Source organism: Nonomuraea harbinensis (assembly GCF_019396385.1).
Taxonomy (GTDB): Bacteria; Actinomycetota; Actinomycetes; order Streptosporangiales; family Streptosporangiaceae; genus Nonomuraea; species Nonomuraea ferruginea.
The window spans coordinates 178,998-194,629 of record NZ_JAHKRN010000006.1 but is presented as its reverse complement, the minus strand read 5'-3'; the positions used below and the strand labels follow the sequence as shown (position 1 = coordinate 194,629).

Below are 15,632 nucleotides of genomic sequence, written 5' to 3'. Positions count from 1 at the left end.
CGACCTGTACATGGCAGCGCTGGGGAGGGACTCCGTGAGCCTGCGCGACCTGGTCTACCGGCTGTACGAGCGCCGGCTGGAGGCCAAGCTGTCCAAGGACAGCATCCCCCGGCACGTCGGGGTGATCATCGATGGCAACCGCCGCTGGGCGCGTGCCATGGGCATGACCGATGTCGCCAAAGGGCATCGCAAGGGCGCCGACAAGATCTCCGAGCTGCTCACGTGGTGCCGCGAGACCGGGGTCGAGGTCGTCACCGTCTGGATGCTGTCCAACGACAATCTCAACCGGCCGCCCAACGAGCTGGAGCCGCTGCTGCGCATCATCGAGGACGTCGTCCAGGAGCTGGTCGACCAGGGCTGGCGGATCAGCCCTGTGGGGGCGCTGGACCTGCTGCCGGACCGCACGGCCAATGTCCTGAAGAACGCAAAAGAAGTGACATCGCACCGTCCCGGCCTGATTGTGAACGTTGCAGTTGGGTATGGAGGAAGGCGTGAGATTGCCGATGCGGTGCGCTCACTCCTGCAGGAGCAAGCGAGCAGGGGCGCGAGCATCGAGGACCTCGTGGAGGGTCTCGATGTCGAACACATCGCTGAGCATCTCTACACTCGCGGCCAGCCCGACCCGGACCTCCTCATCCGGACCTCGGGCGAGCAGCGCCTGTCGGGCTTCATGTTGTGGCAGAGCGCTCACTCTGAGTTCTACTTCCACGAGGCCTACTGGCCGGATTTCCGCAGGGTGGACTTCCTGCGAGCCCTGCGGGATTACGCCGCGAGACACCGGCGTTACGGTTCATAACGGGACATCCCGGCACTTGGGACGTAACGTTGGAAGTGTCCGGTCAAAGGCCGGACATTCCGGAAAGGGCCCGCCTTTGCGCCGATTCGAGCCGAGGGGGCCGGAATCCGGCGCCGGCGGCACGTCGCGGTCGGGGGCACGGGTCCGGTCCGAATCCCGCCTCGTCTGCAGGGTGCCCGTCCGCACGGGCGCCCGGGGGAGAACGTGTGGCAGTGTCCTCGAGCAACCCTACGACCAGTCCCGCCAAGCGCACCTACGTGCTGGACACCTCGGTCCTGCTGGCCGACCCGGCGGCGATGACCCGCTTCGCGGAGCACGATGTCGTCCTGCCGATCGTCGTCATCACGGAGCTTGAGGGGAAGCGGCATCACCCGGAGCTGGGCTACTTCGCGAGAAAGGCCCTGCGTTACCTGGATGAGCTGCGGGTCGAGCACGGCCGGCTGGACGAGCCGATGCCCACAGGGGAAGGCACGATCAGGGTCGAGCTCAACCACAGCGATCCGTCCATCCTGCCCGTCGGCTTCCGCCTGGGCGACAACGACACCCGCATCCTCACCGTGGCCCGCTCGCTGGCCGCCGAGGGCCAGGACGTCGTGCTCGTCTCCAAGGACCTGCCGATGCGGGTCAAGGCGGCCTCGATCGGCCTGGCGGCCGAGGAGTACCGCGCCGGGCTGGTCATCGAGTCCGGCTGGACGGGGATGGCCGAGATGCAGGTGACGGCGGAGGACGTCGAGTCGCTCTTCGACTCCGGCACCGCCGACCTTGAGGAGGCCAGAGAACTGCCGACCCACACCGGCCTGCGACTGCTGTCGGCCAACGGCTCGGCGCTCGGCCGGGTCCAGCCCGACAAGTCGGTGCGGCTGGTGCGCGGCGACCGCGAGGTGTTCGGCCTGCACGGCCGCTCCGCCGAGCAGCGCATCGCGCTGGAGCTGCTGATGGACCCGGAGATCGGCATCGTGTCGCTCGGCGGCCGGGCCGGCACCGGCAAGTCGGCGCTCGCCCTCTGCGCGGGCCTGGAGGCCGTCCTGGAGCGCCGCCAGCACCGCAAGGTGGTCGTCTTCCGCCCGCTGTACGCGGTCGGCGGCCAGGAGCTGGGCTACCTGCCGGGCACCGAGGGCGAGAAGATGGGCCCCTGGGCGCAGGCGGTCTTCGACACGCTGAGCGCCGTCACCTCGCCCGAGGTGATCGAGGAGGTGCTCGACCGCGGCATGCTGGAGGTGCTGCCGCTCACGCACATCCGCGGGCGGTCGCTGCACGACGCTTTCGTGATCGTGGACGAGGCCCAGTCGCTGGAGCGCGGGGTGCTGCTGACCGTGCTCAGCCGCATCGGCGCCAACTCCCGCGTGGTGCTCACGCACGACATCGCCCAGCGCGACAACCTGCGCGTCGGGCGGCACGACGGCGTGGTGGCGGTGGTGGAGAAGCTCAAGGGCCACCCGCTGTTCGCGCACGTCACGCTGACCAGGTCGGAGCGCTCGCCGATCGCGGCGCTGGTGACGGAGATGCTGGAGGACATCACCATCTAGTCGTCCGGCGGGCTCACCGGAGCTCGCCGCACGTGAGACCGCTCTCCGTCACCGGAGGGCGGTCTCCGAACTTCTGCACGATCTTCACGCCCTCGATGGCCGTGTCCTGCTGGGCCGTGCAGACGATCTGGGCCATCGCCGTCTTGCTCAGCGTGCCGTCGCCCCTCACGTACACGGTCAGGGTGGAGGTCCTGGGCAGCTTGACCTCGTCGCGCTGGATGGGGTTGAGCGAGTCCTCGATGCCGTCGAAGACGAACCCGTGCAGGGCGGTGTCCAGCTTGCCCAGCGGCTGGGCGGAGGCGGCGAAGAGCGCGCGCAGGAGGCTCTCCACCGAGGCCGAGCTCACGTCGGCGGGCTCCATGGTCAGCTCGCCGTCCTTGAGCAGGTAGATGGTCTTGGACGGGGGCGGGACCTCTATGACGGGCGCCGCGGCCCGCTCGATCACGTCGGTGGGCGGGATGCCGCAGGCGGCGACGCCGACCACCAGCGCCGCCGCGCCCAGGAGCTCGCGTGCCGCCCTCATGCGTGCGGGAGCCAGACCGTGAACAGGGTGCCGGGGTTCTGCGCGCGTACGGAGATCGTGCCGCCGTGCAGGTGCACGTTGGCGCGCGCGATGGACAGGCCCAGGCCGCTGCCCTGGCTGCGGCTGCGGCCCGCGCCCGCCTTGAAGAAGCGGTCGAAGACGTGCGGCATCGCCTCGGGAGGGATGCCCTTGCCGTGGTCGCGCACCTTCACCTCCAGGCCGTTCTCCGTGCCCCTGGCGTTGACCAGCACCGGCGGGGCGCCGTGCTTGAGCGCGTTGCCGACCAGGTTGGCCACGATGACGTCGAACCTGCTCGGGTCCAGGTTGACGACGAGGCTGCGGGAGGCGTTGACCCGCACCTGCTCGGTCCAGCCGCGCACCTCCAGGCAGTCCTGGATCGTGTCGGCCACGTTCACCGGCTCCAGGCTGAGCGTCGCGGTGCCGGCGTCGAACCGGCTCACCTCGATGAGGTGCTCGACCAGCTCGCGCAGGCGCTCGATCTCGTGCAGCACCAGCCGTACGGCCTCCGCCGGGGCGTCGGGCAGCCGGTTCGCCTCCTCGTACAGCATGTCGGCCACGGCGGTCATCGCGGTGAGCGGGGTGCGCAGCTCGTGCGAGACGTCGGCGACGAACCGGCGCGACATGGCCTCCAGCGAGCGCAGCTCCGACACGCTGAGCTCCAGGGCGGCGGCGGCGTCGTTGAACCGGGCGGTCAGCTCGGCCAGCTCGTCCTGGCCGTGCACGGGCAGGCGGGTGTCCAGGCGGCCCTGGCCGAGCGCCTGCGCTGCCGCGCTGAGCCGCCCGACGGGCCGCAGCACCTGCCGCGCCGACGCCAGCGCCACCACCAGGGCGATGAGCACGATGGCCCCGCCGCCCTGGGCCATCGTGGTGCGCAGGGTGACGAGCTGGCTCTGCTCGTCGCGCATCGGGAAGAAGACGAACGCGCGCAGGCCGGTGGCCTCGGGCTCCTGGCCGTTGTCGCGGTAGACGGCGGAGCCGACGATGAGCCACAGCTCGTTGCGCACCACCTTGCGCTGGGTGACGACGAACCGCTTGGCCCGGCCGTGCAGCTCGTTGGGCACGTCGTTCAGCGTCATCGGGCCGTCGGAGTGGATCAGGTCGCCGTACTCGATGACGACGCTGCGCCCCGGCCCGTCGAGCGCGTCCGCGAGATCGGCCAGCTCGCTCATGCCGGGCGCTGCCTCGCCCTGCCTGAGCCTGCCGATGGGGAACGTTATCCGGTTGAGCTCCCTGGTCACGAGGTCGATGGCGGTGTCCTCGGCGCGCTTCACCAGCGCGGACTTGGCCAGCTCGAACCCGATGGTGGCCACCAGGACGGAGGCGGTGATGGCGACCAGGGTGAAGGTGAAGACGAGCCGGGCGCGGAACCCGGTGGGGAGCCTGATCACGAGCCGGTCACGGAGGGCTGAACCGGTAGCCGAAGCCGCGCACGGTGTGGATGAACACCGGCTCGGCGGGCCTCGGCTCGATCTTGGCCCGCACCCGCTGCACGCACGCGTCGACCAGCCGGGAGTCGGCGACGTGCGTGTGGTCCCAGACCGAGCGCAGCAGGTAGCGCCGGTTGAGCACCTGCCCGGGGTGGCGCACCAGCTCCAGCAGCAGGCGCAACTCGGTGGGCGTCAGGTGGATCTCCTTGCCGGCCAGCGTCACCTTGAGCGCGCCCCGGTCGATGACCAGGTCGCCGAAGGTGATGCGGTCGGAGGCGGCGGACTCGGCCCTGCGCAGGATGGCCCTGATGCGGGCGTCCAGGACGCGCGGCTCGACCGGCTTGACCACGTAGTCGTCGGCGCCCGCCTCCAGGCCGACCACGATGTCCAGGTCGTCGCCGCGCGCGGTGAGCAGGATCACGGGGAGCTGGTCGAGTTTGCGGATGCGCCGGCACACCTCGACGCCGTCGATCCCGGGCAGCATGACGTCCAGGATGGCGATCTCGGGACGGCGCGCCCTGATGTGGTCGAGGGCCTCCTCGCCTGTGGTGTACGAGGTGACGGAGTGCCCTTGGCGGGACAGCGCGAGTTCGAGCGCCGTGCGCACCGAGGGATCGTCTTCGACGAGGAGAATGCCAGCCACGGCCACATTATTGTGCTATGTCGGGTATGCCCGCGTTCTGTAACTAAACTGTGACGTGCCGCGCATGCCATGAACAACTGGCTGACCGACCCTGAATACCGGCCTTCCCTCCGGAATCGGGTGCCCGGAGGGCAGGCCGCCCTGTGTGACCAAAATCACACAGGGGAGAAAGTCGGGCCTACCTGCTGGTTGGCCAAGGGAGTGCCAAGCGAATTGACCGATTCGGTTGCGGAGCACCCCCCAAGTCAGGGCAAGCTCATGGACCGTGAGTCCAGGTCCGACTTTGAGCGAACGTCCCACGCGCCAGGCCGCCCGGGCGGCGCGCAAGCGTTCGCGGCTGAGCCCCAAGCGGGTGATGATCATCGGCCTGTCCGCCGTGGTCGTGTTCGGCGGCGGCGGTTTCGTCGTCCACCGCGCCATCGAGAACGCCAACAGGCCACCGGTCGAGGGGCCCACGCTGGAGGAGTTCGCCCGCATCGCCAGCGGCGACCTGTCGGGCGCCGACCCCAAGACCGACCAGCTCAAGGCCGCCGCCGTGCAGGCGCACAAGGCCGACAGGCTGAAGCAGTCGCGCCAGGGCAACGACCCGCTCGACACCATCATCATCAAGAAGAAGGCGCCCGGCGGCGACGGCTTCCCGCCCGCCAACTTCCCGCCCGGCAGCACCCCCTCGCCCGGCTCCAACAAGGCCGTCGCCAAGGAGATGCTCGGCTCGTTCGGCTTCGGCACCGACCAGTGGGGCTGCCTGGAGAGCCTCTGGCAGAAGGAGAGCGGCTGGAACGAGCGGGCGATGAACCGCTACTCCGGCGCCTACGGCATCCCGCAGTCGCTGCCCGGCACCAAGATGGCCAGCGCCGGCGCCGACTGGCAGACCAACCCCGCCACCCAGATCAAGTGGGGTCTCGGTTACATCAAGGGCCGCTACGGCACTCCCTGTGGAGCCTGGGGGCACTCCCAGGCCAGGGGATGGTATTAACAAGGCATCTTTCCCCCTGTAATCGGCAAGCCGTCACGCCCGTGCGGGAAGGACCGCGCACGCTGGCCGCATGGGTGTGAAGGTCAGTGTGATCGTCAATGTCCACAATCCGGGTGACTCAGCCGATCCGTGCATCCGGTCGACGCTGGAACAGACCCTCCCAGCGGACGCGTACGAAGTGATCTTCGTGGACGACGGGTCCACGGACGGGATAGCCGAGCGGCTCGACACCATCGCCGCGGTCCGCAGGAACGTGCGCGTGCTGCACCTGCCGCACACGGGCTCCCCCATGCGCGGCCGGAACGTCGGCGTGGCCGCCGCCAAGGGCGACTACGTCTTCATGCTCGGCCAGCAGGACCGGCTGGCGCGCGACGGCCTGGAACGCATGCACGAGCGGGCCGTGGAGGCCGACGCCGACGTGCTCGTGGGGCGTCTGGTGCGCGACGGCGGGCCGCCCATGACCGCCTTCGACCGCAGCAAGGCCCGCGCCGACATCCTCCGCGACCGCCTGCTCACCCTGCTCACCCCGCACAAGCTCTACCGCCGCGCCTTCCTGGAGGAGCACGAGCTCGGCTTCGCCGTGCCCGGCGGAGTGATCGCCGAGCAGGCGTTCGTGGTCCGCGCCTACCTGCGCGCCAAGATCATCGCGGTGCTCGCCGACCAGGTCTGCTGCCACCTGGGCGCGCGCGAGGTCGCCGCCGAGGAGCCGCGCACCGCCGTGCGCGAGCTCCGGTCCCTGCTCGGCGACATCGACGGGTACGTGGGCGAGGGCCGCCAGCGTGACCGGATGTACGCGTACTGGTTCCGCTCGGCGGTGCTGCGGCCGTTCCTGACGACCGCGTTCGCCGGTTCCTCGATCGACCGGGGCGCCTACTTCCGCATGGTCCAGGAGCTCGTCGAAGAGCGCTTCCCCGAGCGGCTCGACCGCTACCTGCCCGTCCAGCTCAGGGCCGTGGCCGCGCTCATCAGGGCCGGACGGCTGGACCAGCTCGTCCTGCTGGCCAACTCCGGGCGGCGGGCCGGGCTGCGCGCCGACCTGACCGAGGTCCGCTGGGACGCGCACGTGCTGGCGCTCGGGCTGAGCGTGGAGGTGCTGAGCGGCGAGGGCAGGCCCGAGCGGTTCCTGACGGACGGCGACCGGCTGTTCTGGAAGCCGCCGCGCGCCGTCGACGCCAGGCTGCTGCCGGAGAGCGTCACCGACGTCACCGGCGCCGTCGAGCGCGCCCGCATCGAGGTGTACGTGCGCCATGCCGAGACCGGTGACGTGCACTTCCTGCCCGTCGCGTACCAGGTGGACAAGGTCCAGGACGGGCGCAGGCACGCCCGCGTGCGCATCCTCGGCGAGGCCAGGGTGGACGTGACGACGGCCGCGCACGGCGAACCGCTCAGGCCCGGCCAGTGGGAGGTGCACGTGCGCATGTTCGGCGGCGCCCACCAGGCCAGGAGCCGGGTGCGGCGGCCGGACGGGCCGCTCAACTGCCTCGGCGTGCTCGCCCAGCGGCCCAGGACGCGGCTGGTGGTGCCGTGCTGGACGGACACGGGGGAACTGGGGCTGGCTGTCGAGCCGCGCTCGTTCACCGAGTCGATCGCGCTGGTCTCGCCCGGCGTGAACGTCAAGCTGCTCGGCGAGCATCTGTGGGTGGTGCTGCCCGTGCCGTACGTGCCGCCGAGCGGCGGGCCGCCGCTGGAACTGGTGCTGCGCACGGGCGGACGGCGCGAGCGCGAGCTGTCGGCTCCCGCGCTGGTGGAGGCGGGCGTGCCCGGCAGGCTGGCCGGCCAGCTCGTGGCCAAGGTCCCGATCAAGCGGCGGATGCCCGGCAGGGACAACCTGGGGCCCGGCGTCTGGCTGGCGTCGCTGCGCGGCGCCGAGGAGGAGCTCGGGCTGCGGTTCGCGGTGGAGCTGCGGCACGGCAGGGCGGTGGTGCGGCCGGCCACGGCCGTCACCCCGGAACGGCGCTTCCCGCTGGCCCGCGACACCGCCTGGCTGCGGCTGGCCCGCCGCCTGCCCGGCGCGCGCCGGCTCATCCGGCTGGCGCGCGCGGGCAAGCACCGCTACCTCAGGGACTGAGAGGGGTCAAAATCGGGCCTCCCTCAGGTGTCCGGCCAGCAGGCGGACGAACGCCTCCGGGTGCTCCAGCTGCGGGCTGTGGCCGCAGTCGGCCAGCACCGCCTCCCGGTAACGGCCGTAGCGGTCCAGGACGGCCCTGGTCTGCGTGACCATCGGCTGGGCCGGGGTGCCGGGCGAGCCGGGCACCAGGCCCAGCGCGCCCAGGTGGGCGAGGTCGTACATCGAGGTGTCGGAGACGATCTGGTCGTCGGCGCCCCTGATCCACAGGATCGGCGGCTTCGGGTCGATCTCGTGCAGGTCGTCCAGCCGGAAGCGGGTCGGGGCCATCGCGTTGAGGACGCCCGTCTTGCCGGGCGCGACGTGCGGCCAGGCTTCCGAGGTGGCCGCGTCGCCCGGGTAGTTGCCCTCGCCGGTGCGGGTGGTGAGCATGGCGCGGACGTAGAAGTCCTCATCGGGGACCGGGTTCTTGACGTACGTGGCGCGGAAGACCGAGCGCGGCGAGGTCATCGCCTCGTCCGACAGGTCACCCGCCGCCAGCCTGGCCACGAAGTCGGGGTTCACGCCGCCCGCCCCCGAGCCGGCGCCGTCGGGGTGGGTGAGCCGGCCGCCGGCGCCCTCGGTGCCGCCGAACCCGTACGGCGAGACCGGGTTGACCAGGGTGACGCTCCGGACGGCGGCCGGGCGGTCGCGCAGCAGGCTGAGCACCACGCCGCCGCCCATGCTCCAGCCCACCAGGTGCACCGGGGCCAGGTCCAGCGCCTCGACCAGCTCGGCCAGGTCGTCGGAGAAGTCGCGCGCGCCGCGGGTGGCGTCGACCGGGAGGGAGTCGGTCTCGCCGAACCCGCGCAAATCCACCGCGAGCGGCCGGAAGCCGCCGGGCAGCGCGGCCATGGTGTCGCGCCAGAACGCGCCGGAGGAGACGTTGCCGTGCACGAACAGCACCGGCTCGCCGGTCCTGCCGTCGACGGTCCTGACGTGCTGGGTGAGCCTCGGCGTGGTGACCTTCACGCGCGTATCCTCTCGGCCAGGTCGCGTCCCTGCGTCTCCTTGGCGGCGTAGACCGCGACCAGCGTGATGACCGCCGCGGCCGCCAGGTAGATGGAGATCGGCAGGCTGCTGCCGAAGTCGCGGAGCAGCGCCACCGCGATCACCGGCGCCAGCGCACCGGCCACGATCGCCGACAGCTGGGCGCCGATCGAGACTCCTGTGTACCTCATCCTGGTCCCGAAGAGCTCGGAGAAGAAGGCCGCCTGCGGGCCGTACATCATGCCGTGGAACAGCAGACCCACCGTGACCGCGAGCGTGATCGCCAGGAAGTTGCCGGTGTCGATCAGCGGGAAGAACGCGAAGATCCACACTCCGACACCGGCCGCCCCGGCGAGGTAGGTCGGGCGGCGGCCGATCCGGTCCGACAGCGCGCCCCACATCGGGATCGTGACGAAGTGGATGGCCGAGGCGAGCAGCACCGCGTTGAGCACGGTCGAGTTCGACACCCCTGTGCTCTTCGCGTAGGTGATGACGAAGACGGTGAGCAGGTAGAAGGAGATGTTCTCCGCCATCCGCGCGCCGATCGCGATGACGACGTCCTTGGAGTGGTGCCGCAGCACGCCGACGATCGGCGGCGCCTTCTCCGGCTCGGCCTGCTGGAAGACCGGCGACTCGGTGATCGTCAGCCGGATCCAGAGCCCGACCAGCACCAGCACGCCCGACAGCAGGAACGGGATCCGCCAGCCCCAGGCGAGGAACTGCTCCTCCGGCTGCCAGGCGGCGAGCGCGGCCAGCACGCCGGTCGCCAGCAGGTTGCCGCCGGGCGCGCCCGCCTGCGGCCAGGACGCCCAGAAGCCGCGGCGCTTCGCGTCCCCGTGCTCGGAGACGATCAGCACCGCGCCGCCCCACTCGCCGCCCAGCGCGAAGCCCTGCACCAGGCGGAGCGTCGTGAGCAGCAGCGGCGCCGCCGCGCCGATCGCGGCGTGCGTGGGCAGGAGGCCCATGAGGAACGTCGCGCCGCCCATCATCAGCAGGCTGACGACGAGCAGCGTCTTGCGGCCGAACCGGTCGCCGTAGTGGCCGAACACCAGCCCGCCGAGCGGGCGGGCGACGAAGCCGACGGCGTAGGTGAGGAACGCCAGCAGCGTCCCGGTGAGCGGATCGGACTCGGGGAAGAACAGCTTGTTGAACACGAGTGCGGCTGCCGAGCCGTACAGGAAGAAGTCGTACCACTCGATGGTGGTGCCGATCAGACTCGCGCCGACGATCTTCTTGATGGATGTGGTGGCCATGCCGTCACGCTAGGGAGTGACCGGCGTCACTCATATGGGCTGAGAACCCACACTGTCGCCGGTGTCTGTGTGGCCGAGCCGGTGCAGGCGGAGGGCGAGCTGGATCTCCAGCGCCCGGTCCGGCTCCTGCCAGCCGTCGCCGAGCAGCTTGCCGATCCGGTCCAGCCGCTGGGTGACGGTGTTCACGTGGATGTGCATGGTCTCGGCCGTGCGCGAGGGGGAGCCTCCGGCGGCGAAGTACGCCGCGAGCGTGGCGGCCAGCGCGGTGCCGCGGCGCGTGTCGTACTCGATCACCGGGCCGAGCGCGGACATGACGAAGCCGGGCACGTCGCGGCCCTCGCCGATGAGCAGCCCGACGAACCCCAGCTCGGCGGTGCTCGCGCCGTCGCCCGCCCGGCCGAGCGCGACCAGCGCGTCCGCGCAGCGCCGCGCCTCGCGGTAGGCGCCCGCGACGTCTCCGGCCCGGGCCGCGCCGGCCGTCGCGGGGGCGTGCAGCGAGACGCTCAGTTCCGCAGCCACGCGCCGGGCGAGCGGGCCCGCGTCCGTGCCGGGCAGCAGCAGCACCACCTCGTCGCCGCGCCCCGCGGCCAGGCCGTGCCGGAGCGCCGCCTCCGCCGACGCCCAGAACGCGGCCCGCTCACGCTGCCCGTCGTGCCGGGCCACGACCACGACGTGTGGCGCCGACAGGTCGACGCCCAGCCGCAGGGCGCGGTCGCGCAGACCGGGCGAGCCGGGCCGGGAGATCAAATCGTCCAGCAGCTCGCCCCGTACGCGCCCCTCGGCCTCCGCCACGCTCCTGCGGAACAGCAGCAGCAGCGCGCACACCAGCGCGGCCCGCTCCAGGATGCGTTCGTCGGCGTCGTCGCTGCGCAGCACCAGCGTGCAGAGCGGCGCGCCGCCGACGTCCACCGACGCGATGCGCAGGTCGCCCCTGCGCACGGTACGGCCGAGCGCGCGCGAGGCCTGGGCCGCCTCGAACACGCCGGCGTCGAGCCCGGCCGCGTCGCCCGCGAGCGGCCTGCCCAGGTCGTCCAGCACGGCCAGCTCGCCGCCGAGCACGTCCGTCACCACGGCGGCCACGTCCTCGATGCCGCCGCCGCGCAGCACCAGCGAGGTCATCCGGTCGTGCGCCGTCGCCGCCCGCTCCACCGCCTCGGCGTGCTCCCTGGCGACGCGGTGCGCCTGCGACAGCTCCTCCAGCGCGTTCCTGGTCTCCTGCAGCAGCCGGGCGTTGTCGATCGCCACCGCGGCGTGCGCCGCCAGGCTGCCCAGCAGCGAGACCTCCTCCTGGTGGAACGGCCGGGCGCTGCGGTTGGCCGCGAACAGCACGCCGATCACCCGCTGGCCCAGCCGCAGCGGCACCCCCAGGATCGCGACCAGGCCCTCCTCGGTGACGGCCTCGTCGATGTCGTGCTTGTGGCGGAATCGGGCGTCGGCGAAGTAGTCGGCGGTCGCGTACGGGACCGCGGTCTGCGCCACCAGCCCGCCCAGCCCCGACCCCATGGCCAGCCGCAGCGATCGGAACTTGGCCGAGATCGAGCCGTCGGTGACCCGCATGTAGGTGTCGCCGCGGGCCGGGTCGTGCAGCGTCAGGTAGGCGGTGTCGGTCGCCAGGAGCTGCCTGGCGCGGTGCACGATCGCCTCCAGCACCGCGTCCAGGTCGCGCAGCGCCGACAGGTCGCCCGCCGTGTCGTACAGCGCCGACAGCTCGGCCTCGCGCCTGGCCCTGCGCCGCAGCAGCGCCCGCACCTTGAGCGCCTCGACCTTGGCCCGCTCCAGCTCCTCGACGGCGGCCGGGTCGGCGCCCGCGGCCCTGGCCTCGATCACCGGCCCCTCGAACTCGACCGCCGAGGCCTCCCTGGCGAGGAGCTCCAGGAAACGCTTGGTCATCGCCGCCGCCCCGGCCGTCGTGAGGGCACTACCGCGCCGTCCAGCCGCCGTCGACCGGCAGGGACACGCCGGTGATGAACGAACCGGCCGGCCCGCAGAGGTAGGCGGCCAGCTCGGCCACCTCCTCGGGCTCGATCAGCCGCTTGATCGCGGCGGGCCGCAGCATGATCTCCTCCACGACCTGGTCGGGGCCGACGCCGTGGACCCTGGCCTGGCCGGCGATCTGGCCCTCGACCAGCGGGGTGCGCACGTACGCGGGGCAGACGCAGGTGGAGGTCACGCCGTGCGGCGCCCCTTCGAGCGCCAGCGTCTTGGAGAACCCCTCCAGCGCGTGCTTCGCCGTCGTGTAAGCCGACTTGTACGGTGAAGCGCGCAGTCCGTGCACCGAGGAGATGTTGACGAAACGTCCCCACCCTCTCTCGTACATGCCCGGCAGCACCCGCCGCGCGATCAGGAACGGCGCCTCGACCATCACCTTGAGTATCGCCGAGAACACCTCGGGCGGGAACTCCTCGATCGCGGCCACGTGCTGGAACCCGGCGTTGTTCACCACGATGTCGACCGGCTCGTCCGGCAGCGCGGCGACGAACCCCGGGTCCGTCAGGTCGGCCACCACCGCCACGCCGCCGACCTCCGCGGCGACCTCGGCGGCCGGCTCGGCCAGCCGGTCCACGACCAGCACCCGCGCCCCGTCGATGGCCAGCCGCCTGGCGCACGCCGCGCCGATCCCGCTCCCGGCTCCCGTCACCAGCGCAGTCCGCCCAGTCAGCTCCTTCGCCATGGATCCGACCCTAAGCGTCGCCCCTCGGGCCACGGCATGGGTGCTCACGACATAGATCGGTGCAGCCCTATGTGTGGGCGCTCTCCTGATACTCTTGCGCTCATGACCGCGTACCCGATGCTGTGGTGGCCCGCCTTCTAGGCGGTCCTGCAGCGCGCGTACGCACCCCGGCCGCCTCGACGAGGCGGCCACCCGGCAAGGGGCGCCCCCCGTCGAGCATTCGAGACGAGAAAGGGCGTCATCCATGACCGGCACCACCACCTGGCCCGCACTGCTCACCACGCTCCTCGACGGTGAGCCGCTCAGCTCGGCCCAGACCTCCTGGGCCATGTCGGAGATCATGTCGGGCGGGGCCACGGACGCCCAGATCGCCGCCTTCGCCGTCGCGCTGCGGGCCAAGGGCGAGACCGTCGCGGAGCTCTCCGGCCTGGCCGACGGCCTGCTCGCCGGGACGTCCGCGATCAGGATCCCCGGTGAGACCGTCGACCTGGTCGGCACGGGCGGCGACCGGGCCAACACGGTCAACGTCTCCACCATGGCCGCCGTCGTCGCCGCGGCCGCGGGGGCCAAGGTGGTCAAGCACGGCGGCCGGGCCGCCTCCTCCAGCACCGGCGCCGCCGACGTCCTGGAGGAGCTGGGCGTCGTCGTCGACCTGCCGCCTGCCGCCGTCGTGGAGGTGGCGGAGAAGGTGGGCATCACGTTCTGCTTCGCCCCCGTCTTCCACCCCGCGCTCAAGCACGCCTCACGCCCGCGCCGCGAGCTGGGGGTCCCCACGGTCTTCAACTTCCTGGCCCCGCTCACCAATCCGGCCCTGCCCACCGCCTCCGCCATCGGCGTCTACCATCCGACGATGGCCGAGACCATCGCCGGGGTGCTGGCCGAGCGCGGCGCCTCCAGCCTGGTCTTCCGCGGCGACGACGGCCTGGACGAGCTCACCACCTCAGGCCCCTCCACCATCTACGTGGTACGCAAGGGCACCGTCAGCCGCACCCGCTTCGACCCCGCCGACCTCGGCATCCCGCGCTGCGATCCCGGCGACCTGCGCGGCGGCCCGCCGGCCCGCAACGCCGAGGTGGCCCGCGACACGCTGTCGGGCGTGCGCGGGCCCGTCCGCGACATCATGCTGCTGAACGCAGCCGCCGCCCTGGTCGCCGCCGAGGGCGCGCCGGGAGCCGACGACCTCACGCCCGCGCTGGAGAAGGCGTACGAGCGAGCCAGGACGGCGGTCGACAGCGGAGCCGCCACCGACCTCCTCGAACGGTGGGCCGCCGCCACCCAGCGGCAGACCGCCCGTTAGGACGGGCGGGTCATCGACAGCACGTCGAGGGCGGCGTCCAGCTGGGCTTCCGTCAGGGTGCCGTCAGCGACGTGACCGCGCTCGATGACCACCTCGCGGATCGTCCTGCGCTCCGCGAGGGCCTGCTTGGCGATCTTGGCGGCTTCCTCGTAACCGACGTACCGGTTGAGCGGGGTGACGATCGACGGGGAGGACTCGGCGTACTCGCGCATGCGGTCGACGTTGGCCGTGATGCCGGCCACGCAGCGGTCGGCCAGCAGGCGGGAGATGCCGGCCAGCAGGCGCACGGACTCCAGGATGTTGCGGGCGATGACCGGGAGCTGGACGTTCAGCTCGAAGGAACCGGAGGCGCCCGCGAAGGTGATGGCGGCGTCGTTGCCGATGACCTGGGCGGCGACCATGGCCGTGGCCTCGGGGATGACGGGGTTGACCTTGCCCGGCATGATGGACGAGCCCGGCTGCAGGTCGGGCAGGTTGATCTCGCCGAGGCCCGCGCGGGGGCCGGAGCCCATCCACCGCAGGTCGTTGGCGATCTTGTTGAGCGAGACGGCCACGACCTTGAGCTGGCCTGACAACTCCACGATGGAGTCCTGCGTGCTCTGGGCCTCGAAACGGTCGGCCGCCTCGCGGAAGTCGATGCCCGTGGCCTCGCGGAGCTTGGCGATCGCCTTCTCGGCGAAGCCCGGCGGGGTGTTGATGCCGGTGCCGACCGCGGTGCCGCCCAGCGGGAGCTCCAGCACGTGGCCGAGAGCCCTCCGCACCCGGACCACGCCGTGCTCGATCTGGGTGGCGTAGCCGCCGAACTCCTGGCCCAGCGTCACCGGCGTGGCGTCCATCAGGTGGGTCCGCCCGGCCTTCACCACGTCGCCGAACTGCAGCTCCTTGGTCCGCAGCGCGACCGCCAGATGCTCCAGCGAGGGCAGCAGGTGGAACGAGACCTCCGTCGCCGCCGCCACGCGGATCGACGTCGGGAACACGTCGTTGGACGACTGCGAGGCGTTGACGTGGTCGTTCGGGTGGACTGGACGGCCCAGCCGCTCCTCGGCCAGCGTCGCGACGACCTCGTTGACGTTCATGTTGGAGGAGGTGCCGGAGCCGGTCTGGAAGACGTCGACGGGGAAGTGGGCGTCATGCTCGTTCTCCGCCACGTCGGCGGCTGCCTGGGCGATCGCCTCGGCCAGGTCCTTGTCGATCACCCCGAGCTCGCCGTTGACCTCGGCGGCCACCGCCTTGATCAGGCCGAGGGCGGCGATGTGGGACGGCTCCAGGGCACGACCGGAAACGGGGAAGTTCTCCACCGCCCGCTGGGTCTGCGCGCGCCACTTGGCGCTGACGGGGACGTGCACCTCGCCCATCGAGTCGTGTTCAACGCGATACTCGGTCATGCCTCCCAGTCTTACCCACA

Annotated in this window: 13 protein-coding genes; 5 read left to right on the top strand and 8 right to left on the bottom strand. The window is 71.7% G+C overall.

The window, feature by feature from the left end; translation table 11 throughout:
* The first annotated feature begins 34 nt into the window (after window positions 1-34).
* Window positions 35-796 carry an isoprenyl transferase gene (locus KME79_RS09065; protein ID WP_148029171.1) on the top strand — a complete coding sequence of 254 codons (762 nt, stop codon included), beginning with the start codon at window positions 35-37 and terminating at the stop codon, window positions 794-796.
* Window positions 797-1,002: 206 nt separating this feature from the next.
* Complete coding sequence (phoH2, locus tag KME79_RS09060) at window positions 1,003-2,322, top strand: RNA 5'-3' helicase PhoH2 (protein WP_261808298.1); 1,320 nt, start codon at window positions 1,003-1,005, stop codon at window positions 2,320-2,322.
* Window positions 2,323-2,335: 13 nt separating this feature from the next.
* On the opposite strand, the gene KME79_RS09055 is transcribed toward phoH2, so the two are convergent.
* Genes KME79_RS09055 through KME79_RS09045 form a run of 3 tightly spaced genes read right to left on the bottom strand, consistent with a single transcriptional unit; the run spans window position 2,336 to window position 4,936 of the window.
* Window positions 2,336-2,845, bottom strand: coding sequence for a hypothetical protein (locus KME79_RS09055; protein ID WP_219544045.1), 510 nt, complete (start codon window positions 2,843-2,845; stop codon window positions 2,336-2,338).
* The gene (locus KME79_RS09050; protein ID WP_219544044.1) at window positions 2,842-4,254 is read right to left on the bottom strand and encodes an ATP-binding protein; all 1,413 of its coding nucleotides are present in this window, start codon (window positions 4,252-4,254) and stop codon (window positions 2,842-2,844) included. The genes KME79_RS09055 and KME79_RS09050 overlap by 4 nt, the downstream gene beginning before the upstream one ends.
* A 7-nt stretch (window positions 4,255-4,261) precedes the next feature.
* Window positions 4,262-4,936, bottom strand: coding sequence for a response regulator (locus tag KME79_RS09045; protein ID WP_148029174.1), 675 nt, complete (start codon window positions 4,934-4,936; stop codon window positions 4,262-4,264).
* Window positions 4,937-5,219: 283 nt separating this feature from the next.
* Between KME79_RS09045 and KME79_RS09040 the strand changes: the two genes are divergently transcribed.
* Both KME79_RS09040 and KME79_RS09035 read left to right on the top strand, forming a co-directional pair.
* Window positions 5,220-5,912 (top strand): aggregation-promoting factor C-terminal-like domain-containing protein, encoded by a 693-nt coding sequence (locus KME79_RS09040; protein ID WP_246639506.1) that lies wholly within the window; start codon window positions 5,220-5,222, stop codon window positions 5,910-5,912.
* A 70-nt stretch (window positions 5,913-5,982) separates the two neighbouring features.
* Window positions 5,983-7,980 carry a glycosyltransferase family 2 protein gene (locus tag KME79_RS09035; RefSeq protein ID WP_219544043.1) on the top strand — a complete coding sequence of 666 codons (1,998 nt, stop codon included), beginning with the start codon at window positions 5,983-5,985 and terminating at the stop codon, window positions 7,978-7,980.
* 6 nt (window positions 7,981-7,986) lie between these two features.
* On the opposite strand, the gene KME79_RS09030 is transcribed toward KME79_RS09035, so the two are convergent.
* The 4 genes from KME79_RS09030 to KME79_RS09015 are packed head-to-tail and all read right to left on the bottom strand — an operon-like array spanning window position 7,987 to window position 12,930.
* Window positions 7,987-8,988, bottom strand: a complete 1,002-nt coding sequence (locus KME79_RS09030; protein WP_219544042.1) for an alpha/beta fold hydrolase — start codon at window positions 8,986-8,988, stop codon at window positions 7,987-7,989.
* Window positions 8,985-10,259, bottom strand: a complete 1,275-nt coding sequence (locus tag KME79_RS09025; protein ID WP_148029177.1) for an MFS transporter — start codon at window positions 10,257-10,259, stop codon at window positions 8,985-8,987. Before KME79_RS09025 ends, KME79_RS09030 begins: the two co-directional genes overlap by 4 nt.
* Window positions 10,260-10,289: 30 nt before the next feature.
* Window positions 10,290-12,149 (bottom strand): helix-turn-helix domain-containing protein, encoded by a 1,860-nt coding sequence (locus KME79_RS09020; protein ID WP_219544041.1) that lies wholly within the window; start codon window positions 12,147-12,149, stop codon window positions 10,290-10,292.
* Window positions 12,150-12,177: 28 nt separating this feature from the next.
* Complete coding sequence (locus KME79_RS09015; protein WP_219544040.1) at window positions 12,178-12,930, bottom strand: 3-hydroxybutyrate dehydrogenase; 753 nt, start codon at window positions 12,928-12,930, stop codon at window positions 12,178-12,180.
* A gap of 244 nt (window positions 12,931-13,174) precedes the next feature.
* Here KME79_RS09015 and trpD point away from each other — a divergent pair, with 244 nt between their 5' ends.
* Window positions 13,175-14,227, top strand: coding sequence for an anthranilate phosphoribosyltransferase (trpD, locus tag KME79_RS09010; RefSeq protein ID WP_219544039.1), 1,053 nt, complete (start codon window positions 13,175-13,177; stop codon window positions 14,225-14,227).
* Here trpD and KME79_RS09005 read toward each other — a convergent pair.
* Window positions 14,224-15,612, bottom strand: coding sequence for a class II fumarate hydratase (locus KME79_RS09005; protein ID WP_219544038.1), 1,389 nt, complete (start codon window positions 15,610-15,612; stop codon window positions 14,224-14,226). The genes trpD and KME79_RS09005 overlap by 4 nt on opposite strands.
* Window positions 15,613-15,632 lie beyond the last annotated feature (20 nt).

Excerpts from the sequence above, each read along its gene's own strand:
- KME79_RS09055 (WP_219544045.1), bottom strand. The coding sequence starts at position 2,845 with ATGAGGGCGGCACGCGAGCTCCTGGGCGCGGCGGCGCTGGTGGTCGGC.
- KME79_RS09035 (WP_219544043.1), top strand. The coding sequence starts at position 5,983 with ATGGGTGTGAAGGTCAGTGTGATCGTCAATGTCCACAATCCGGGTGAC.
- KME79_RS09025 (WP_148029177.1), bottom strand. The coding sequence starts at position 10,259 with ATGGCCACCACATCCATCAAGAAGATCGTCGGCGCGAGTCTGATCGGC.
- KME79_RS09020 (WP_219544041.1), bottom strand. The coding sequence starts at position 12,149 with ATGACCAAGCGTTTCCTGGAGCTCCTCGCCAGGGAGGCCTCGGCGGTC.
- KME79_RS09015 (WP_219544040.1), bottom strand. The coding sequence starts at position 12,930 with ATGGCGAAGGAGCTGACTGGGCGGACTGCGCTGGTGACGGGAGCCGGG.
- trpD (WP_219544039.1), top strand. The coding sequence starts at position 13,175 with ATGACCGGCACCACCACCTGGCCCGCACTGCTCACCACGCTCCTCGAC.
- KME79_RS09005 (WP_219544038.1), bottom strand. The coding sequence starts at position 15,612 with ATGACCGAGTATCGCGTTGAACACGACTCGATGGGCGAGGTGCACGTC.